General features: G+C 64.0%; 16 protein-coding genes and 1 pseudogene. 11 read left to right on the plus strand and 6 right to left on the minus strand.

The window, feature by feature from the left end; all coding sequences use genetic code 11:
• Positions 1–21 precede the first annotated feature (21 nt).
• Genes rhaT through H3Z74_RS19535 form a run of 3 tightly spaced genes read right to left on the minus strand, consistent with a single transcriptional unit; the run spans position 22 to position 3,653 of the window.
• Positions 22–1,089, minus strand: a complete 1,068-nt coding sequence (gene rhaT / locus H3Z74_RS19525; protein ID WP_187761203.1) for an L-rhamnose/proton symporter RhaT — start codon at positions 1,087–1,089, stop codon at positions 22–24.
• Positions 1,090–1,101: 12 nt separating this feature from the next.
• A complete protein-coding gene (gene lldD, locus H3Z74_RS19530; RefSeq protein ID WP_187761204.1) occupies positions 1,102–2,247 on the minus strand; it encodes an FMN-dependent L-lactate dehydrogenase LldD in 1,146 nt (381 codons plus the stop codon).
• Positions 2,244–3,653, minus strand: coding sequence for an FGGY-family carbohydrate kinase (locus H3Z74_RS19535; protein ID WP_229726690.1), 1,410 nt, complete (start codon positions 3,651–3,653; stop codon positions 2,244–2,246). Before H3Z74_RS19535 ends, lldD begins: the two co-directional genes overlap by 4 nt.
• Positions 3,654–3,765: 112 nt before the next feature.
• Between H3Z74_RS19535 and H3Z74_RS24900 the strand changes: the two are divergent.
• The 11 genes and pseudogenes from H3Z74_RS24900 to H3Z74_RS19585 all read left to right on the plus strand — a co-directional run.
• Positions 3,766–4,200: pseudogene (locus tag H3Z74_RS24900) on the plus strand (bifunctional rhamnulose-1-phosphate aldolase/short-chain dehydrogenase); the annotation flags it as partial.
• Between the two features lie 83 nt (positions 4,201–4,283).
• A complete protein-coding gene (locus tag H3Z74_RS19540) occupies positions 4,284–5,882 on the plus strand; it encodes a bifunctional rhamnulose-1-phosphate aldolase/short-chain dehydrogenase (protein WP_229727101.1) in 1,599 nt (532 codons plus the stop codon).
• Between the two features lie 27 nt (positions 5,883–5,909).
• Positions 5,910–7,205 (plus strand): TIM barrel protein, encoded by a 1,296-nt coding sequence (locus H3Z74_RS19545; protein ID WP_187761205.1) that lies wholly within the window; start codon positions 5,910–5,912, stop codon positions 7,203–7,205.
• A gap of 107 nt (positions 7,206–7,312) precedes the next feature.
• Positions 7,313–8,077, plus strand: coding sequence for a DeoR/GlpR family DNA-binding transcription regulator (locus H3Z74_RS19550; RefSeq protein ID WP_229726691.1), 765 nt, complete (start codon positions 7,313–7,315; stop codon positions 8,075–8,077).
• A gap of 565 nt (positions 8,078–8,642) precedes the next feature.
• Complete coding sequence (locus tag H3Z74_RS19555) at positions 8,643–9,710, plus strand: site-2 protease family protein (protein WP_187761207.1); 1,068 nt, start codon at positions 8,643–8,645, stop codon at positions 9,708–9,710.
• A gap of 5 nt (positions 9,711–9,715) precedes the next feature.
• Positions 9,716–11,137, plus strand: coding sequence for a HesA/MoeB/ThiF family protein (locus H3Z74_RS19560; RefSeq protein ID WP_187761208.1), 1,422 nt, complete (start codon positions 9,716–9,718; stop codon positions 11,135–11,137).
• 13 nt (positions 11,138–11,150) lie between these two features.
• Positions 11,151–11,333 carry a hypothetical protein gene (locus tag H3Z74_RS19565; RefSeq protein ID WP_187761209.1) on the plus strand — a complete coding sequence of 61 codons (183 nt, stop codon included), beginning with the start codon at positions 11,151–11,153 and terminating at the stop codon, positions 11,331–11,333.
• Positions 11,334–11,377: 44 nt separating this feature from the next.
• Entirely contained in the window at positions 11,378–12,076 is a 699-nt protein-coding gene (locus tag H3Z74_RS19570; protein ID WP_187761210.1) for a YIP1 family protein, read from the plus strand.
• 2 nt (positions 12,077–12,078) lie between these two features.
• A complete protein-coding gene (locus H3Z74_RS19575; protein ID WP_187761211.1) occupies positions 12,079–13,320 on the plus strand; it encodes an efflux RND transporter periplasmic adaptor subunit in 1,242 nt (413 codons plus the stop codon).
• On the plus strand, positions 13,304–13,984 hold the full coding sequence (locus tag H3Z74_RS19580; protein ID WP_229726692.1) for an ABC transporter ATP-binding protein: 681 nt from the start codon (positions 13,304–13,306) through the stop codon (positions 13,982–13,984). The genes H3Z74_RS19575 and H3Z74_RS19580 overlap by 17 nt, the downstream gene beginning before the upstream one ends.
• Positions 13,930–15,219, plus strand: coding sequence for an ABC transporter permease (locus H3Z74_RS19585; protein WP_187761212.1), 1,290 nt, complete (start codon positions 13,930–13,932; stop codon positions 15,217–15,219). The genes H3Z74_RS19580 and H3Z74_RS19585 overlap by 55 nt, the downstream gene beginning before the upstream one ends.
• Positions 15,220–15,255: 36 nt before the next feature.
• Here H3Z74_RS19585 and H3Z74_RS19590 read toward each other — a convergent pair whose 3' ends face one another.
• From H3Z74_RS19590 to H3Z74_RS19600, 3 genes are read right to left on the minus strand one after another with little or no spacing between them, the layout of a single operon-like run.
• Entirely contained in the window at positions 15,256–17,811 is a 2,556-nt protein-coding gene (locus H3Z74_RS19590; RefSeq protein ID WP_187761213.1) for a beta-glucosidase, read from the minus strand.
• Complete coding sequence (locus H3Z74_RS19595) at positions 17,808–18,146, minus strand: hypothetical protein (RefSeq protein ID WP_187761214.1); 339 nt, start codon at positions 18,144–18,146, stop codon at positions 17,808–17,810. The genes H3Z74_RS19590 and H3Z74_RS19595 overlap by 4 nt, the downstream gene beginning before the upstream one ends.
• Positions 18,143–19,843 carry an AMP-binding protein gene (locus H3Z74_RS19600; RefSeq protein ID WP_187761215.1) on the minus strand — a complete coding sequence of 567 codons (1,701 nt, stop codon included), beginning with the start codon at positions 19,841–19,843 and terminating at the stop codon, positions 18,143–18,145. Before H3Z74_RS19600 ends, H3Z74_RS19595 begins: the two co-directional genes overlap by 4 nt.
• Between the last annotated feature and the right edge of the window lie 4 nt (positions 19,844–19,847).

Raw genomic sequence — 19,847 nt, forward strand, 5'->3', positions numbered from 1 at the left:
TGCGAATCGGCTCCCTCGCTTTCACTTGGCCAGCGCGTTGCCCACCCCGATGATCATCGTCGAGGCGATCAGGATCGCAATGCCGAGCCGCACGAGATTGCGTGTGCCCCCGCTCGCCGAGGCCCATTCGCGCAAGGCGAAGCCCCACAGGGTCGAGAACAGGATGATGCTCGCCATATGCAGCGTCCAGGACGAGAAGCCGAAGCGCCCCATCTGGCTTTCGCCCATCGTGTAGAAGAAGAACTGGAAGTACCACAACGTCCCACCCAGCGCAGCGAGCAGGTAATTGGCGCGCAGCGGCACTGCCGTGGCCGGTGCTACCTTCGCGGCACGGCCGACAAATTCTCCCGCGCTGCCATTGCGCAGGATCAGGATCGCACACCAGATCAGGTTGGTGCTCAGGCCACCGAGCAGCACGACGCACAGCACCGGCAGGCCCTGCCATAGCGGATCGGTGCCCGCCGCCAGCGTCAGCGTACGGATCGGCTGGCCGGCGTCGAGGCCAAAGGCGAAGCAACTCGACATGACGCCGGAGAACAAGGCGATGGCAAGGCCGCGCTTGAGGTTGAATTCGGCGACGCCGACGGTTGCCGTCTCACCGCTCGTTTCGCGTTCCTTGGCCTGGCCGGCGCGCGCAACGATGAGGATGCCGATCACCGCCACAAGGATGCCGAGCAGCGTGACCTGGCCGCTGGTCGTGGCGGCCAGCGCCGGCAATGTCCCACGAAAGATCGGCGGCCCGAGCGTACCGATCACCGTGGTCAGCCCAAGCGCCACCGCCATGCCGAGCGACAGGCCGAGATACCGCATGGTGAGACCGAAGGTCAGGCCACCCAGGCCCCAACCCGCGCCCCAGAACCAGCACCAGAACAAGGTTTCCCTCGGCACCGCGCCGATCACGCCGAACAGGTCGTGCGTCTGCAGGCTGGCGAACAGCCAGGGCATGACCAGCCAGCTGAACACGCCGCCGGTCAGCCAGAAAATCTCCCACGACCAGCCCTTGATACGCTTGTAGGGGACGTAGAAGCTGGCCGAGGACAAGCCGCCGATCCAGTGAAACAACACGCCGAGCAACGGGTTTCCGTCCATCATCCCCTCCGTTCAGTCTTTTACGAGAATGTCGGGCGTGATCGCCGCCACGTCGGTCACCCCGGTCAGCGCCATCGCCACGCGCATCTCGGCGGCGATCAGTTCCAGCACATGCGCGACGCCGCGCTCGCCGTCACCGGCCAGCGCATAGGCCCAGGCGCGACCAAGCAGCACGCCGCGCGCGCCGAGCGCGAGCATGCGCACCACGTCGAGCCCCGAGCGGATGCCGCCATCGGCCAGCACGGTGAGCCGGTCGCCGACCGCCGCGGCGATCGCCGGCAAGGCGTGCGCAGTCGACGGCACGCCGTCGAGCTGCCGCCCGCCATGGTTCGACACGACGATGCCGTCCGCGCCGAGCGTCGCCGCCTCGCGCGCATCCTCGACGTCGAGCAGGCCCTTGATGATCAGCGGACCGGTCCATTCGGTGCGAATGAAGTCGAGGTCGCGCCAGGTCACGGTCGGGTCGAAATTGGCTCGCATCCAGGCGAAGAAATCCTCCAGCCCGGTCTTGCCCGCCAGTACCGAGGCGACATTGCCGAGCCCGTGCGGCCGGCCGCACACGCCGACATCCCACGCCCAGCGCGGATGCAGCGCCGCCTGCCCGAAACGCCGCAGTCCGCCGCGCAAGCCCGGCGCGCCGGCAAGCCCCGAACGCAGGTCGCCATAGCGGCTGCCCGGCACCGGCATGTCGACAGTGAACACCAGAGCGGTACACCCCGTCTCGCGCGCCAATGCGAGCAGCTCGCGCATGAAGCCCCGGTCGCGGATCATGTAGAGCTGGAACCAGAAGGGCTGCGGGCTGGCCGCCGCGACTTCGGCGACGGTACAAACCGACACGGTCGACAAGGTGAAGGGAATGCCCGCAGCGGCAGCGGCGCGCGCCGCCTGAGTCTCGCCACGCCTTGCATTCATCCCCGCCAGGCCGATTGGTCCAAGCCCCACCGGCATGGCCTGGCGCATGCCGAACAGGCTGGTCGACAAGTCGATCGACCCGACATCGCGCAGCACACGCTGACGCAGCGCGATCGATTCGAGATCGGTGACGTTCCGGCGCAGCGTGGTCTCCGCATAGGATCCGCCGTCGATATAATCGAACAGGAATCGCGGCAGCCGCGCCTGGGCCAGCGCGCGATAATCGAGGATGTTCGCCGCCTTCACGCCGCCACCGCCAGCCCGGCAATGCGTTGGCGCCACAACTGGCGATAGCCGGTCAAATCCACGTCGAGCGGCGCAACCCGGTCCAACGCCGCGGGCGGCGCCAGCGCCGCATCGACCAGCCGGAGCGCACCATACGATACGTCGTTATGCGCAACTCCGGTATAGATGGCGGTGTCGGGCCGCAACGCCGCCAGCGCGCGCACGAACACCTGCGCCTCGGCAAAGCGCCCCTCGATCAGCAGCCGCTCGCGCGAGCCGATCAGGTCGAGCGACGCGTCGGCGACCAAAGCCGCATAAAGGCATGCTGCGGCCCGCACCGCATAGGCATCCTCGGGCTCCGCCACCCACTCGCCCGATCCGGACGGGAAAGGGCCGACCCCGGGCATCATCGACGGCAAGGCCATCGCCCCCGCTGCCACCACCTGTTCGACCGCAGCGATCAGCGCCGGCTGATCGGGCTTGATGTCGACGCGGCGCGTGTCGATGCCGCTGAGCAACTCGATCTCGCGCCCGCCCATGAAGCGCGACGAGGGTACCAGGCACCCGCGCACATCGACATTGACCAGGCAATCGCGTGCCTCGGGCAGGTCGGCGATCTCGACCACCGCATCGGCGCCGGGCGAACGCATCGCCACGAACCAGGTCCCGGTCGACAGGATCGTCGCCTCATGATCGCCAATCTCGGCAAAGGCGCGCGCGGCATGGAGCGCGGCGTTCGAATCGTGCAGCCCGGCATGGATGCGGACATCCGCCGGCAATCCGGTCCGCGCCGCCATCGCCGGGGAAATGGTCCCGATCACATCGCCGGCGCGGGCGAGCGGCGCGAACAGCGCCGCCCAGCCGCGCCGCTCGGCCATCTCCGACGGCCGCTCGTCCGCCGGGCGCCACAAATCGCTGTGGCAGCCAAGGCTGGTCACCTCCGACACGGCGACCCCCGACAACAGCCATGCCCAATATTGCGCCCAGGGCAGGATCGTCGCCTCGCGCGTCAGCAATGCCGGATAAAGATCGTCGAGCAGATCGAGTTGCGCGCCGATATTGAGCCCGGCCGGCAGCGACGGCGAGCCCGTCGCGGCAAAGGGGTCACGGCCCGCATCATAGCGCGCGCGACGCTCGGCGGGCAGGTTTTGCTCATAATCGATCGGCGGCACGGCCAGTTGCCCGTTGCGCAGGATCGCGATCGCGGCGCCATGCGCGACGGGCACGATCGCGGCGATTCGGCCAAGCCCGGCGAAGTCGGCCAGCACCGTCGCCATCCACGCCTCGATTCCGTTCGAATCGAGCGCGGTATAATGCGGTCCGGCAATGATCTCATTGGCGCGCGTGCGTCGCTCGAGCAACGTTCCGCCATCCCACAAAGTGAGCTTGGACATCGTCTTTCCGACATCGAGCACCACCGTCAGCACGCCTTGCTACCCCCGCCCTAGATTAAATCTGATCATTTTTTATCGAACCTGATTGTTTACGACCATAGCCTGTTGTAGAACGCCGTCAAACGAGAATGAGGGGATTCGACCGATGGCCGATCGTACATCATCATTGCAGGCCGGTTCGGAAAGTCTGGCCTTCGCCGTCCCGGCCAATCTCTGGTCGGAACCGACCGCAGCCGTGCTGTCGCCGGAAAATCTGCTGCTCTATCGCTCCAATCTGCTGGGCAGCGACCTGACCATCACCAATTTTGGTGGCGGCAACACCTCGGCCAAGCTGGACGAGACCGACCCGCTGACCGGCGAGACGGTGAAGGTGCTTTGGGTCAAGGGATCGGGCGGCGATATCGGCTCGATGAAGCTGAACGGCTTTTCGACGCTGTATCTCGACAAGCTGATCGGTCTCGAGCGGCTCTATCGCGGGGTCGAGCATGAAGACGAGATGGTCGGCTATCTGCCGCACTGCACCTTCAATCTCAATCCGCGCGCAGCATCGATCGACACGCCGCTTCACGCTTTCCTGCCCTTCGCGCATGTCGACCATGTCCATCCCGATTCTGTCATTGCGCTGGCGGCCGCCAAGGACGGCGAAGCTGCAGTGCAGGAGATCTGGGGGGCGCGGTCGGCTGGCTCGGCTGGAAGCGCCCGGGCTTCGACCTTGGCCTGCGGTTGCGCGACCATGTCGCCGCCAATCCCGGCTGCATCGGCGTGGTGCTCGCCGGGCACGGCCTGATCTGCTGGGCCGATACGTCGCGCGACTGTTACGACCGCACCATCGGCCTGATCGCCGACGCCGCGGCCTATCTCAATACGAAGCTGGCGCTGCGCCCCGATTTCGGCGGCGAGGTCGCGCCGACTCTCCCCGCCGCCGACCGCAAGGCCGCCGCCGCGCGGCTGATGCCGCGGCTGCGCGGGCTGATGACAGGTGAGCAGTCGAAGGTTGGGCATTTCTCCGACGATGCCGGGTCGCTGCAGTTCGCCGGGTCGGCCGATTTCGCCCGGCTCGCGGCGGTCGGCACCTCCTGCCCCGATCACTTCCTGCGCACCAAGATCGCGCCGCTCGTGCTCGATCCGGCGCAGCTCGACGACGATGCCTATCTCTCGGCCCAGCTCGGCGCATACCGCGAGGGCTATGCCGCTTATTATCAGCGCTGCGTCCATCCCGGCGATCCGGCGATGCGCGACCCCAATCCGGTGGTCGTGCTGATCCCCGGCATTGGCCGCATCACCTTCGCCGCCGATAAGACCACCGCGCGGCTGGCGGGTGAATTCTACGGCAATGCGATCAACGTGATGCGCGGCGCCGAAGCGATCGGCGGCTATCTCGGTCTGCCCGAGCAGGAAGCCTATGACATCGAATATTGGCTGCTCGAAGAAGCCAAGCTGCAGCGCATGCCCAAGCCCAAGTCGCTGGCAGGCAAGATCGCGCTGGTCACCGGCGGCGCGGGCGGCATCGGCATCGCCAGCGCGGAACGGCTGCTCGCCGACGGCGCGTGCGTGATGCTGCTCGACCGCGATGCCCAGACATTGGCCGGCGCACGCGAGACGCTTGAGCGCAAGTTCGATGCCGACCGGGTGCGGTCCTCGCTGTGCGACGTCACCGATGAAACGCAGATCGCCGCCGCCTTCGCCGATTGCGCGCGAGAATTTGGCGGGCTCGACATTCTGGTCGTCAATGCCGGTATCGCATCCTCGGCCTCGATCGAGGATACCAGCGTCGAGATGTGGAGCCGCAATTACGACGTGCTGGCGCAGGGCTATTTCCTGACCTCGCGCGAAGCCTTCCCGCTGCTGCGCGCGGCGGGCGGCGGATCGATCGTGTTCATCGGATCGAAGAACGGCATCGCGCCGGCGACCAACGCTTCGGCCTATGCCTCGGCCAAGGCAGCGGCGCTGCATCTCGCGCGCTGCCTCGCGCTTGAGGGCGCGCCGCACGGCATCCGCGTCAACACGGTCAATCCCGACGCGGTGATCAAGGGATCACGCATCTGGGACGGCGACTGGCGTCAGGAACGCGCCGATGCGCACGGCATCGATTCGGGCGAGGAGCTGGAGGCGCATTATCGCAACCGCTCGATGCTCAAACGCGACGTGCTGCCGGCCGATGTCGCCGAAGCCGTGGCCTTTTTCGCATCCGCGACATCGGCGAAATCAACCGGTAATCTGCTCAACGTCGATGCCGGCAACGCTCAGGCCTTTCCGCGCTAATAAGTGATGATTTGAGGGAGATACAGGATGGCGAACGGCCCCGCGCTGACGCTCGACCAGATCGGTAGCCATAATGCCGAGCGCATCGATGCGCTGGCGGAGGATTATGCCGCGCTGGATCGCCAGCTGGCGCGTCGCGGCGTCGACATCGCACAGGTGAAGAGCGCGGTCGCGACCTTCAGCGTCGCGGTGCCGAGCTGGGGCGCCGGGCGTGGCGGCACGCGCTTCGCCAAATTCCCGATTCCCGGCGAGCCGACCAACATCCATGAGAAGCTCGAGGATTGCGGGCTGATCCAGCAGCTCGGCCAGGTCACACCGCGCGTCAGCCCGCATTTTCCATGGGACAAGGTCAGCGACTACGCCGCGCTGCGCGAGGAAGCGGCGAACCTTGGCCTCGGTTTCGATGCGGTCAATTCGAACACCTTCCAGGACCAGCCCGGCCAGGCGCACAGCTATCGCAGCGGCAGTCTGTCCTCGACCGATGCCGATGTCCGCGCCCAGGCGATCGATCATAATATCGAATGCATCGAGATCGGCCGCCAGCTCGGCTCGCGCGCACTGACCGTGTGGGTCGGCGACGGCACCAACTTCCCCGGCCAGCAGCATCTCGGCCGCTCGCTCGACCGCTATCTCGATGCGGCGGCGCAGGTCTATGCCGCGCTGCCCGGCGACTGGCGCATGCTGCTCGAACATAAATTGTTCGAACCGGCCTTCTACTCGACCGTCATTTCCGACTGGGGATCGTCGATGATGGCGGCGCAGGAACTGGGTCCCAAGGCGATGTGCCTGATCGATCTCGGCCATCACGCGCCCAATGTGAACATCGAACAGATCGTCGCGCGGCTGCACAAGGCGGGCAAGCTCGGCGGCTTCCATTTCAACGACAGCAAATATGGCGATGACGATCTCGACGCCGGCGCGATCAACCCGCACCAGCTGTTCCTGATCTTCAACGAGCTGGTCGAAGCGGCGCTCGAACCGCGCACCGGATTCGATCCGGCTTATATGATCGACCAGTCGCACAATGTGACCGACCCGATCGAAAGCATGCTCTGTTCGGCCGAGGCGATCGTCGGCTCCTTCGCCAAGGCGCTGCTGGTCGACCGCGAGGCGCTGCGTGCGGCGCAGGAGTCGAACGACGCGATCATCGCCTTCCGCGCGCTGCGTCGTGCCTATGATACCGATGTGGCGCCGATTGTCGCGCTGGCGCGGGCCGAAGCCGGTGGTGCGATCGACCCGCTTGCGCTGTACCGCACGCTTGGCTGGCGCGAGCGCAAGGCGCAGGAGCGCAATACCGTCGGTCTGGGCGCCGGAATCGTCTGATGATCGGATATGCTTGCATCCGCGCGTATCAGGCGTGATACGCTGACGGGACCCTTAAAGGCCCTTTAATGCACGCAGAAGATCGCGACCGACTGATCCTTGAGCTCATGCGCGAACGGGGATTCGTGTCGTTCCAGGAACTGGATCGCTCGCTCGAAGCATCGGGCGCGACCTTGCGTCGCGACCTCGACCGGCTGGAGAGCAACGGCAAGATCGTCCGTGTGCGCGGCGGCGCGCGGCTGGTCGATGCGCCGGACTCACCCGCTGGGGCAGCGGGCGGCAATGACGGGCATCTGCGCGGCGTTCCGTTCCATGAGAATGTCGAACGCAACCGCGCCGCCAAGGAAGCGATCGGCCGCGCCGCCGCCGCTTTGTGCAGCGCGGGCGAGACGGTGATCATCGACGGCGGATCGACCACGCTGCAGATGTGCCCGCTGCTCGCCCCGCTCGAGCTGCATGTGCTGACCAATTCACTGCACATCGTCAGCGCGCTGATCGGCCAGCCCGGCACGCATATCTCGATGCCCGCCGGCACGCTGTTTCGCGAACAGAACATCCTGCTCCCCCCGTTCGACGACGACGGGATGAGCCGCTACCGCGCGTCGAAGCTGTTCATGGGCGCAGCGTCGATCGGCCGGCACGGCCTGATGCAGACCGACGTGCTGCTGGTCCATGCAGAACGCCGCCTGCTCGACCGTGCCGACGAAGTGATCGTGCTGGTCGACAGCAGCAAGTTCGGCGCGCCCGCCGGCCATGTCGTGTGTACTGCCGACGAGCTGGACGTGGTGATCACCGACGACGGCATCACCGACCGCGATGCGGCGATGATCGAGAAGGCCGGGATCAAGCTGGTGGTCGCCCCGACCTTTTAAAGCAGCAGCAATAATTCCAAGAACAGACTTAGCTCTACATTGTTTCGGAGCCGAAATGTCTAAGCCGTTAACTTAAATCCATATCGGCTCTTTATGTAGATTGTGCATTTTAACATATGCGCAACTCGAAACATGAACAATTTGTCATTTGACTAGCCTTTCCGTGCGCCTGCATCCTTCGGACGCCACAGGATCTCGAATCCGGTGGCTTAGGAGTAGAAAAGGAAGGGTAGTACCATGACGTTCGAAGAAATCAGTACGATCGACGCACCTACCGACGCAGAATTCTGGGCAGGTGTCGCTGGAGGCGCCTTGGTTACGGTTGGAATAGGCTTGCTATTCATCTCGTAATATTTCCACCTAACCAGAAGGAAACCTTATAATGACTTTCGAAGAAATCGATATCGTCGATGCACCTGTGTCGGATCTGAGCGCCGGCATTGCCACGGGAATCGGCATTGGCCTCGGCATTCTCGGGCTGATGTTCGTCAGCTGACGGCTGGAAATGCATGGACCGGGGCGTGACGACCACGTTGCGCCCCGTACCCGACGGAGCAAGCGCCCGATGCTGAAGGTCAAGGACAGCCTGGAATTCTATGCCCTGGAGGGTGGATTGTTCCACATTTACGACGTGTCGACCGCGCGCCATTTCAAGCTGGGGCAGCAGGAGGTCACATGGCTGAGGCTGCTCGACGGCACCCGCTCGCAGGAACAGCTGGCAGCTCGAATCCCGTTCGAATATTTCCAGAAATTCGTCGCGACCGTCGCCCGCATGGGCCTGCTCGAAACGGCAGCGGCATCCAAGAAAGCGATTTCGCCGCTTAAGATCAAGGTGCTGAATGTCGATCCCGCCTGGCTGATCGACGCGCATCCACGATTCGCCCGAGTGTATCGCGAGATGCTGAGCTGGGCGACGCTTCCAATCTTTCTGTTCAATCTGTTCCTGATCGCGGCGCTGTTTCCGTTCGCACGGCCGGCATTGACCGGCTTCTCGGTCGGGTTCGGCATCATCCCTTTCTACCTGGCCTCAATCCTGGTGATCGGTCTGGTGCATGAGCTGTCCCACGCGTTTGTCGCGCGCTCCTATGGCGTGAAGGTGCCGCGGATCGGCCTGATGCTGTTCTTTCTTCACCCGGCCTTTTACGCCGATGTCAGCGCCATCAACATGCTGACCGACCGGCCCAAACGGTTGCGCACGCTATTCGCGGGCATCCAGGCGAATAATCTACTCGTGACGGTCGCGCTGGTTGCGGCCCTGTTCCTGATCGGTACGCCGGCATTTCCCTATGCCATCCTGTTCGCCGGCCTCAACGCCATCCTGATCTTCGTCAACCTGATCCCGTTCGTCGAATATGACGGTTATTATATCTTCCAGGAGCTGGTTGGCGAGCCGAACTTCAATCGCAACGCCTTTATCAATGTGATGGGATCGACGCAGCGCAGGGCCGACTATGTCCTGTACTTCGCCGTCAGCCAGATATTCCAGGTGGCATTGGTTATCTCCGCGCTGCTCGTGTTGCGAACCGGGGCGAACCGGCTCTGGCCAAGCCCGATCGTCGATATCGCATTCCTGGTTCTGCTCGTCCTGACGCCGCCCATCCTGGGCATGCTGCGCTTTCGAGCGATGAAGTAACGCGCATGGCCGACTATCACCTGAACCCGTTCTGCTTTGTCACGGACACGCCGGGCGGAGTGATCCTGAATGCGGTGCCGGATTTGCGCGTCACGTTCGCGCATGAGCACCGGGCGATCGTCGATGTGCTGATCGCGCGCGCGAGCGTGTCGGAACAGGATATGCTGAAGCTGATCGCACCGACGCGGTTACGCGAACTGGTCAGCAAGAAGGTGCTGCTGGAACGCCCGATCGAAGGGCTCGACGGACGCTATTCGCGCCAGCTCGGCTATTTCTCGATGACGTCCGACACGCCCGAGGCGTTCGGACAAGCGCTGGCGAACGCTCATGTCCTGATCCTGGGCGTCGGGGCGATCGGCAGTCATGTGTTGTGGAATCTTGCCGCGATCGGCGTTGGCCGGATCACCATCCTCGATTTCGACGTGGTCGAGGAAAGCAATTTCAATCGCCAGCTGATGTACACCCCCGCCGACCTCGGCCAGTTGAAGGTCGATGTGATCGCGGACGCTATTCGCAAATTCAATCCCGAGATCGAGATCGTCGCGCTCAATCGAAAAATCGAATCGGAACGCGACGTCAGCGACCTGCTCGACGGCGTCAACCTGGTCGTGAAGGCGATCGACACGCCTGAGGAATCGAACAACTGGGTGAACTCGGCCTGCGTCGCCGCTCGCGTGCCCTTCGTGATCGGCGGCTTCCTGGACTATGTCGGCGTGGTCGGCCCCAATTATATTCCCGGCCGATCGAGTTGCTACGCCTGCTTAGGCGACCCAGGCCAGATCCGTCGGCTGCATGGCAAGGGGGCCACGTTCGCACCGCTGACGACCACCGTCGCATCGAAGATCGCAATGATCGCATTCAAGATCCTGATCGGCGACGATGAAAACTTTGCCGACAAGATCTTCAGCTACGACACCCGCCTGGGCCGGTGGTTCGTCGAAGATGTTATCCCGGCAGCACAATGCCCGGTGTGCAGCAGCGCGCCTATCACACGTGAGACGATCGATCCCCGGCGCACCAACACGATCCTGTTCCGGTCACTGATGACGGCCGCCATGCTGATCACGGTCGTCCTGCGCGAGTATTTCGGGCAAGAGCTGATCGGCGTGCTGACATTCGCCGCCGTGCTCATGTCGATCCCCGTCATCGATGCGATCCAGGGTCACGACGCGGTGCGAACGCGCCGCGAATTCTTCGTCATCAGCGCAATCTATATCGGATCGAGCCTGCTGGCCCTCATCCTTGGCGCAATAAATCATAACGACGTGATGCTGCCGCACAGCATGGCGCAGCTGTTCGATACCGTACGCGCAATCTGCATCGTCGTCACACAGGCAGCAATCGGAGTCACCGCCTTGTTCATCGGCATGTGCGGGCTGCTCGAATATGCGCCGAAGACCCTGTCCTTCTTCAATCAGGATATTTGAGAGGAGTAGTATGATGCAACGCCTGAAAGTCTTGATCATCTGTGTGGCCGCGCTGTTGACCATCCTGGCCGCGACCGTCGGAAAATGGAGCAGTCATGTCGCCCTGACCGACAATCAGGCGCTCGGCGCGATCTTCGCGGCCGAGTTCCTGCTGTTCATCGGCCTGATCTACTCGATGCGGCATCACGCCGCTTGATCGCCCGCGTCCAGACCGCAGCAATGCAGAAGGGAGCCAGCGGCATGTCGTTGCTGACAACTTATCTCGTCATGCTCTTCGACCCGCGAAGAGCTTTTACTGCCGCGCTGTCCAGAAAGGTCTGGACGCTCCTCCTTCCGCTTACCCTTGCGATCGTGTTCACGGCCCTACTCAACATCTTCTATTTCTATCATGTCGATCTCGCCTGGCTCCGCGACCAGATGACGGCGACCATGCCCAAGGCGCAGCGCGATATCGCGCTGCCATTCTACACCCGCGGGCGGTTGATCGGCATCAGCCTGTTCGGCGTGGTGTTGCTGGCACTGGTGGTCAACCTGGGGCGCGCCTTCATCTTCTGGATCATCTTCAAGGTCCGCGGCGGTGATACCCAGCGCTTCACCCGCCTGTTCGCGATCGTGATGTGGTCGACGGCACCGCTCGCGCTGATCCTGCCGGCGGGCATATTGAACATCATGCTCGCGCCTGAGGGTCGGCTGGCGGGCAACGACGTGAATCCCGTATCGCTGAACCAGTTGCTGTTCCATCTGCCGCCCAGTTCGGGCTGGGGGCAGTTGCTGTCGACATTCAGCCTGATCAATATCTGGGAAATGGTGCTGATCGCGATCGGCCTGCAAGTCGTTGGCAATTTGAAGTTCACGCGCGCAGCGTTGATCGCCATCGCCCCCGATGCCTTGGTGTACGGCATCTGGGCCGCTGCCCTGCTCGCGAGCGGTTCCACCTGAGAATGAATCGCCGCATCCTATTGCCCGTGCTGGCGGCCTTCATCCTGGTCTCCCCCTTCCTCGTCCGCTTCTTCGCGCGATCTGCCGCGACCGAGGTCGAGGTGGAGCCAGTTCGCCTGCGCGACATTCGCGAAACCGTGCTCGCGACCGGCAACCTCATCTACCGGCAACAGGCGCTGCTTTCGCCCGAGATCATTGCTCGCGTGAAAACCGTGCAGGTGAAGGAAGGTGACGAGGTGACGCAGGGGCAGGTGGTGATCACGCTGGAGGACGAGAATCTGCGCCAGGCGGCCGCGCAGCAGCGCGCGCAAATGGCAATCGAAAACGCCAACCAGGCGCAACAGCGCTTCAACGTCAGCAACCTGAAACTGCAGTTGGATCGCGTCACCAATCTGGCGGACAAGGGGTTCGTATCGAAGGCGGCCTATGACAGCGCCTATTATGCGCTGAATGCGGCAAAAGCGAACCTGACCGGCACGGGAATGGCGGTCACGCGCGCGACCGCCGAGCTCAAACAAGCCCAATATGTGCTCGATCGCACGGTGATCCGCGCGCCGATGTCGGGCACAGTGGTCTCGGTCAACATCAAGACGGGCGAAACCGCGGTCCCAAGCGCGACCGGCATCCCGGGGTCGAGCCTGCTGACGATCGCGCGCAAGGAAACGATCATGGTCGACCTGAACGTCGACGAGAATGACGTCGGCCGCCTGGCACTGGGCAGCGAAGCGCAGATCATCTGCCCGATGCTTCCCGATCGCGGCATTACCGGCCATCTGCGTGAGATCGCGCTGGCACCGCGACGTGCTGCCGAGGTGTTGCCGATCAATGACGCGACCGGCCGCGCCTATTCGGTCAAGGCAGACATTACCGGACCGCAATCGGGGCGTTTGCGCCAGGGCATGTCCTGCCGCGCAAAGATCTATACCTCGAGCCCCGCACCGATCCTGGCGGTACCCGTACAGGCGGTACTGAGCGATCAGACAACGGACGATGACGGCATCAGCCTACCGCAGGATCGTCGCGCCGGAATCCGCAATTATGTCTTCGTGATCGACGGCGACCGTGTCGCGCGCCGCTATATTCGTGTCGGCAATGCAGATGATGCCTATCAGGCGGTCACCAGTGGCTTGCGCCGAGATGAGAAGGTGGTGGTCGGTCCCTATGCGGTGCTGAAATCGCTTGTCGACGGCGCGAAGGTCTCGTCCAAGCTCGGCCAGGGGGCGACCAATGGCGCCACTGATTGAACTCCGGACGCTGAAGCGGACCTATATCGTCGGCTCGGAAACCATCTTCGCGCTGGACGGCGTGCATATGGCCGTTCGCCGCAACGAGTATCTCGCACTGATCGGGTCGTCGGGGTCGGGCAAATCGACCCTGATGAACATTCTGGGCTGTCTCGACCGGCCGACATCGGGCGAATACCTGCTCGATGGAACCGATGTGGCGGCGAGATCGGAACGCGCCCTGTCCGAGATACGCAATCGCCGGATCGGATTCGTATTCCAGAACTTCAACCTGTTGCCGCGCATATCGGCGCTGAAGAATGTGATGCAACCGCTGATCTATCGGCCGGGATCGCGCAAGGACCGCATCGCCAGCGCCGAGCGCGTGCTCGACCGTGTCGGACTGCTCAACCGCAAGAACCATTTGCCCAACGAGTTGTCGGGCGGTCAGCGGCAACGCGTGGCGATCGCGCGTGCTCTGGTGACGGCACCGTCGCTGCTGCTGGCCGATGAACCGACAGGCAATCTCGATTCAACCACGGCAGCGGATATCCTCCAGCTCTTCGACGAACTGCACGGCGAGGGTCAGACGGTCATCCTGGTGACGCATGACGAAGCGATCGCACGGCGATGCCAGCGCCGGATCACCCTGCGCGACGGCAGGATCCTGTCGGACGAGAGCTGACGCGCATGGGCATGGTGCTGCAATGCCTGTTGCTTGCACTCGACAGCATCCGCGCTCGCCCTTTGCGGAGCGTGATCACGTCACTGGGCATCGTCGTTAGTGTGGCATCGGTCATCGCGGTGGTGTCGATCATCCAGGGCCTGTCCTATTCGGTGATCCGTAATTTCGAAGGGCTCGGCACGAATGTATTGACGATCCAGTCGTCAACGCCATTTCGCGAACAATTACTGGGTCAGTCGAACCGACTGCAGATGAAGGATTATCTGCTGATCAAGGCGAAGTTCGGCGATATCGGCCGGATCGTTCCCTCCTTCGCGCCCTTTGGCCAGTTCGGTGCGCGAATTTCGAGCGGTGCGGAAACCAACCAGACGCGAATGCTGGCGGCGACCGCGACCTACAAGGACACGATCAGGGTATTTCCCCGGATCGGCCGGTTCGTCACCGACAGCGACAACCGTTCGGCCCGCCAGGTCTGTGTGATCGGCGAGCAGGTACGCAAAAATCTGAAGCTGCCCGCCAACCCGATCGGCCAGTTCGTCGAGGTCGGTGGCTTTTCACTCAAGATCGTCGGCATCATGGAAACGCGCGGCGACCTGCTGGGGATCAGCCAGGATGATTATATGGTCGTGCCGTTCGCGATCGGGCAGCGGATCATGCCCAATGAAAGCCTGCAGGACATCACCATCCTGATCGACGTCACCGATCTGTCGCGGCTCGGCGAACTGCAGCGCCGCATTGAGGGGACGCTACGCCAGGCCCATGCGTTGTCACCGGGACAGGACGACGATTTCCGCGTGCAGACCGCGCAGCAACTGACCAAGTCGGTGTCGTCGGTGACGGATTCGATTACCTATGTACTGGGTGGTGTCGTCGGTATCTCACTGCTCGTCGGCGGGATCGGCATCATGAACATCATGCTGGTGTCGGTGACCGAGCGAACGCGCGAGATCGGCATTTGCAAGGCGCTCGGCGCACCGCGCCACGTCATCCTGCTCCAGTTCCTGCTGGAGGCAGTCATCCTGTCGCTGATGGGCGGCGTGACCGGGGTGTTTGCCGGCTGGATCATCGGGCTGCTCGGCACGCTGTTCATTCCCGGCTTGCCTCCACCGATGATCCCGGGCTGGTCGATCGGGCTCTCGCTCGCCTTCTCGACCATGGTCGGCCTGCTGTTCGGTGTGATTCCTGCCGCCAAGGCCTCCGACCTCGATCCCCTGGCGGCGCTCCGCTACGAATGAGGCGCCGGCGAGACGCCTCATCGTCTGGTCCTGACGTCAGGGCACCCGGGCAGTGCCGGTGATTTCGATCTCCTTCACCGCGCGAATATCGTCCGATGCTGCACCGATCAGCAACCGGTAGCGGCCGGGCCGCACCATCCATGCCTTTGCCGCCACATCGTAGGTCGCGAAGGCGCGGCGATCGAGCGTCAGCGCGACTGGCTTCACGCCGCCGGCCGGGACCGCCACCTTGGCGAAGGCCTTGAGCTGCTTGACTGGCTCAGTCGCGGCGCGATCGACTGGTGCGACATAAAGCTGCACCACTTCCATCCCGTCGCGCTTGCCGGTGTTGCGGACATCAAGCGTGACCTTCGCCGTGTCGCCCGCCTTGATCCGCGGCGGTGCGACAGGCTTGCCATAATCGAAGCTGGTGTAGGACAGGCCATGGCCAAAGGCGAAAAGCGGCTTCACCGAGCGCGCGTCAAAGCTGCGATAGCCGACCAGCAAGCCTTCGCCATAAGTACTGGTGCCCGCATCGATCTTGATCACGTCATCGCCATCGCTGGCCGGGAAGGTGACCGGCAGCCGACCCGACGGATTGACCTTGCCGGTGAGGATACCCGCCAGCGCGGCCGGGCCGGACTGGCCGGTGAGCCACATATCGACGATCGCCGGAACCTCGTCCTTCCACTTCATGGTCATTGCCGCGCCGGCATTGACCACCACCACGGTCTTCCGGTTGGCCGCGGCGATCGCCGAAACGAGCTTGTCCTGGTCGCCCGGCAGGTCGATCGAGCTGCGGTCATAGCCCTCGCCTTCGGTCAGGCTGTTCGAGCCGACGATGACGATTGCCGCATCCGCCGACCTTGCCGCGGCAACCGCTGCTTCGAGCGACGGCCGCGGCACGCGCACGCCGAAATTGAGCGATTCATAGATCGACTTGCCGTTCGAATAGTCGAGCCGGATCGGATAAGCCTTGCCCGCCTCGAGCTCGATCGACGCGGTGCGTCGCCCGACCGGAAAGCCGATTACGTCGCGATTGTCGGGAACCGCCGCCGTCGATTTGTCGATCAGCGTCTTGCCGTCGAACAGCAGACTGCCCTTGCCAGTGCCGCGAATGCTGAATTCGTAGCGCCCCGACACCGGCGCCCAGAACAGCCCCTCCCAGCGCAGCGACAGATAATTGGCCGATTGCGGCCCGGCGACATTGCCGCTGATTCGCTTGAGGAAAGCGGTGGCGACATCGGTGGCAACGGGCGCGCCCGACTGGTCCGCCATGGCGTAATAGCTTTGCGTGAGCCCCTTTTTGCTTCGGCCGGCATCCGGGCTGAACATCGCCGCCTCGGCTGCCGGGGGCACTTCCTCGCTATCGACGCCGGGCTGGTAGACGATCGTTACCCCGGGCAGCGCCGCGCGCAACGCGTCCAGCGGCGTGGCGATGGCATCGAACGGCTGCACCGCGGAACTGCCGCCGCCCTGAATGCGCGCCTTGGCCGCATTGGGGCCGATCACCGCCAGCGTCTTGATCGCCGGATCGAGCGGCAGCACGCCGCTGTTCTTGAGCAGGACGATCGCCTCTTCAGCGGCACGCTGCGAGATCGCGGCATGCGCGGGGCCGCCGACCATGCCCCCGGTGCCAGCGGTGCCCTCGATCACGCCGCTGCGCACAATCAGACGCACCATGCGTCGTGCGGTCTCATCGATCTGCGCCGGCGTGACTTCGCCCGCCTTTGCGGCGGCGAGCAGCTTGGCCCCGAAATGCTGCGGCGGGCCGGGCATCTCCAGGTCGAGCCCGGCATTGATCGCCTTGGCGGTGGTGTGGGTCGCGCCCCAGTCCGACACGACGAAACCCTTGAAGCCCCATTCGGTCTTCAGCACATCCGCCAGCAGCCAGCGATTCTCGCCCGCATAGGTGCCGTTGAGCTTGTTGTACGACGCCATCACCGACCAGGGATCGAGCGTCTTCACCACCGTTTCGAAGGCTGGGAGATAAAGCTCGCGCATGGTCCGCTCATCGACCGCGGAGTTGGTGAAGAAGCGGTTGGTTTCCTGGTTGTTCGCGGCAAAATGCTTGATCGAGACGCCGACATGCTTGTCCTGCACACCGCGGACATAGCCGAGCGCGATCTGCGTGGTCAGCCAGGGATCCTCAGAATAGGTCTCGAAATTGCGCCCCCAGCGCGGCGTGCGCACGATGTTGACGGTCGGCGCGAGCAGCACCGACGCGCCATAACCCCGTGCCTCCTCGGCGATCGCACCGCCAACCTGCTGCGCCAGTGCGGGATTCCAGGTCGCGGCGATCGCCACGCCGACCGGAAAGACAGTCGCGGGCCGGCCCTCGGGCGAGCGCACGCCAGTCGGTCCGTCGGTCATCTTGACCTCGGGAATACCGAGCCGGGGCACGGCCTGGCCGGTCATGCCGGTCGCGCCGGCCATCAGCGACACCTTCTCCTCCAGCGTCAGCCGGGCCATCAGGTCGTCGACCCGCGCCTCGACGGGCGCGGCAGGATCGCGGAACAGCATCTTGTCCTTATCCTGCGCGGTACCGGGCGTTGCAATCAAAGCGCAGGAAACCAGCAACGCCGTCCGCGACAGGAGAACCCGCATCGTCATTTGATCGCCGCGAGATCGGCAGCGACCTGGGCCAGCTTCTCGGGCGTCAGCGCGCCGTTCGAAAAGGGCACGACCTGATTGAGGCTGGCGCCCTTGAACGTGTCGAACTGCTCGAGCGAGGTCAGGCCAGGCAGATCCTTGTCGATCACTGCCTTGCCCGCCGGATCGGCGACGATATCGGCGAGGGGCGTATCGAGCGTGAACTTCGCACCCCCTGCCGGGGTGGCGGGGGCGGCTGGCGGGACTGGGGCGGGGCCCGACGCGGTCTGAGCGGTGGCGGCAGTGGCAGTGGTGGCGGCGATCGAGAGCGCGATCAGCGCGGCAGCATATTTCATAAGACTTCCTTTTCCTGGGATGGGGAGAGCTCGGCGACCATCGCCTCGCGAATGAGATATTTCTGGATTTTGCCCGTCACAGTTGTCGGAAACACATCGACGAAGCGGATATGGCGCGGGATCTTGTAGTGCGCGATGCGGCCACGGCAGAAGGCGCGGATCTCGTCCTCGTCGCCGACGGCGTCAACGCGCAGGCGGATCCAGGCGCAAAGCTCCTCGCCCATGCGCTCGTCGGGAATGCCGACCACGGTCACGTCCTCGATCGCGGGATGACGGTAGAGAAACTCTTCGATCTCGCGCGGCGAGATATTCTCGCCGCCGCGGATCACCATGTCCTTCAAGCGGCCGACGATGCGGCCATAGCCCTGGGCATCGATCACCGCGAGATCGCCGCTGTGCATCCAGCCATCGGCATCGAGCACATCGGCGGTACGATCCGGATCGTCCCAATAGCCAAGCATCACCGAATAGCCGCGCGTGCACAGCTCGCCGGTCTCGCCCGCCGCGACGATCGCGCCCGCTTCATCGATCAGTTTGCATTCGAGATGCGGCTGGACCCGTCCGATCGTCCCGACCCGCGCCTCCAGACCATCGCTCATTGCGGTCTGGAAGCTGACCGGGCTGGTCTCGGTCATGCCATAGGCGATCGTCACATCGCGCATGTTCATCCGCTCGATCACCTGGCGCATGACCGATTCCGGGCAGCTCGCCCCCGCCATGCAGCCTGTGCGCAGCGACGAGAGATCGACAGGCGTGCGATCGAGTTCGGCAAGCTCGGCGATGAACATGGTCGGCACGCCGTACAGGGCAGTGCAGCGCTCGGCCTCGATCGTGCGCAGCACCGTCGCCGGATCGAAGGCGGGGCCAGGATAGACCATCGCGGCGCCCAAAGTGATGCTCGCCAGATTGCCCATCACCATGCCGAAGCAGTGATAGAGCGGCACGGGGATACAGATGCGATCCTCCGGCCCCAGCCCCATTGCGCTGCCGACGAAATACCCATTGTTGAGGATATTGCGGTGCGACAGCGTCGCACCCTTGGGCAGGCCGGTGGTGCCGCTGGTGAACTGGATATTGATCGCGTCGCGCGGGTCGAGCGTCGGTCCGATCCGTGCGAGTTCGTCATGATCGGCGGGCGTGGCGTGCGCAGAGATCGCGTCGAAGTCGAGCCAGCCCGGACGCGTCGCGCCACCGATCTTGGCGACGATCGCCAGGCTCGGCTGCCCCGGCGCCTGCAACCGCCCGGGCGCCGAGCCCGGCAGTTCGGGGCACAGCTGTTCGACCATGCCGACATAGTCGCTGGTCTTGAACTCGGCAGCGACGACCAAAGCGCGCAAGCCCACCTTGGCGATGGTGAAGCCGGCTTCCTCGACGCGATAGGCGGGGTTGATCGTGACGAGGATCAGCCCGGCACGCGCTGCGGCGAACTGAGTCAGCGTCCATTCCGCGCAATTGGGCGCCCAGATGCCGATCCGGTCGCCGCGCTCCATGCCCATCGCAAGCAAGCCCGCCGCCAGCGCATCGGCGCGCTCGAGCAATTCGGCAAAGCTCCAGCGAATGCCCTGCGCGACCGAGACCAATGCGTCGTGCTCGCCCCAGCGACGCGCGGCGATGGCCAGCGCCTCACCGATCGTGTGCTCGATCAACGGAGGCGCATCGGCGCCATGGACATGGGCGAGAGACAGCGGTGCAGACATGATT

This window comes from Sphingomonas alpina (assembly GCF_014490665.1).
GTDB lineage: Bacteria > Pseudomonadota > Alphaproteobacteria > Sphingomonadales > Sphingomonadaceae > Sphingomonas > Sphingomonas alpina.

Coding starts and splice junctions, on each gene's coding strand:
- H3Z74_RS19585 (WP_187761212.1), top strand. CDS start 13,930: ATGCCAGCGCCGGATCACCCTGCGCGACGGCAGGATCCTGTCGGACGA.
- H3Z74_RS19575 (WP_187761211.1), top strand. CDS start 12,079: ATGAATCGCCGCATCCTATTGCCCGTGCTGGCGGCCTTCATCCTGGTC.
- H3Z74_RS19545 (WP_187761205.1), top strand. CDS start 5,910: ATGGCGAACGGCCCCGCGCTGACGCTCGACCAGATCGGTAGCCATAAT.
- H3Z74_RS19590 (WP_187761213.1), bottom strand. CDS start 17,811: ATGACGATGCGGGTTCTCCTGTCGCGGACGGCGTTGCTGGTTTCCTGC.
- H3Z74_RS19560 (WP_187761208.1), top strand. CDS start 9,716: ATGGCCGACTATCACCTGAACCCGTTCTGCTTTGTCACGGACACGCCG.
- H3Z74_RS19565 (WP_187761209.1), top strand. CDS start 11,151: ATGCAACGCCTGAAAGTCTTGATCATCTGTGTGGCCGCGCTGTTGACC.
- H3Z74_RS19580 (WP_229726692.1), top strand. CDS start 13,304: ATGGCGCCACTGATTGAACTCCGGACGCTGAAGCGGACCTATATCGTC.
- H3Z74_RS19555 (WP_187761207.1), top strand. CDS start 8,643: ATGCTGAAGGTCAAGGACAGCCTGGAATTCTATGCCCTGGAGGGTGGA.
- H3Z74_RS19570 (WP_187761210.1), top strand. CDS start 11,378: ATGTCGTTGCTGACAACTTATCTCGTCATGCTCTTCGACCCGCGAAGA.
- H3Z74_RS19550 (WP_229726691.1), top strand. CDS start 7,313: ATGCGCGAACGGGGATTCGTGTCGTTCCAGGAACTGGATCGCTCGCTC.
- H3Z74_RS19595 (WP_187761214.1), bottom strand. CDS start 18,146: ATGAAATATGCTGCCGCGCTGATCGCGCTCTCGATCGCCGCCACCACT.
- rhaT (WP_187761203.1), bottom strand. CDS start 1,089: ATGGACGGAAACCCGTTGCTCGGCGTGTTGTTTCACTGGATCGGCGGC.
- H3Z74_RS19600 (WP_187761215.1), bottom strand. CDS start 19,843: ATGTCTGCACCGCTGTCTCTCGCCCATGTCCATGGCGCCGATGCGCCT.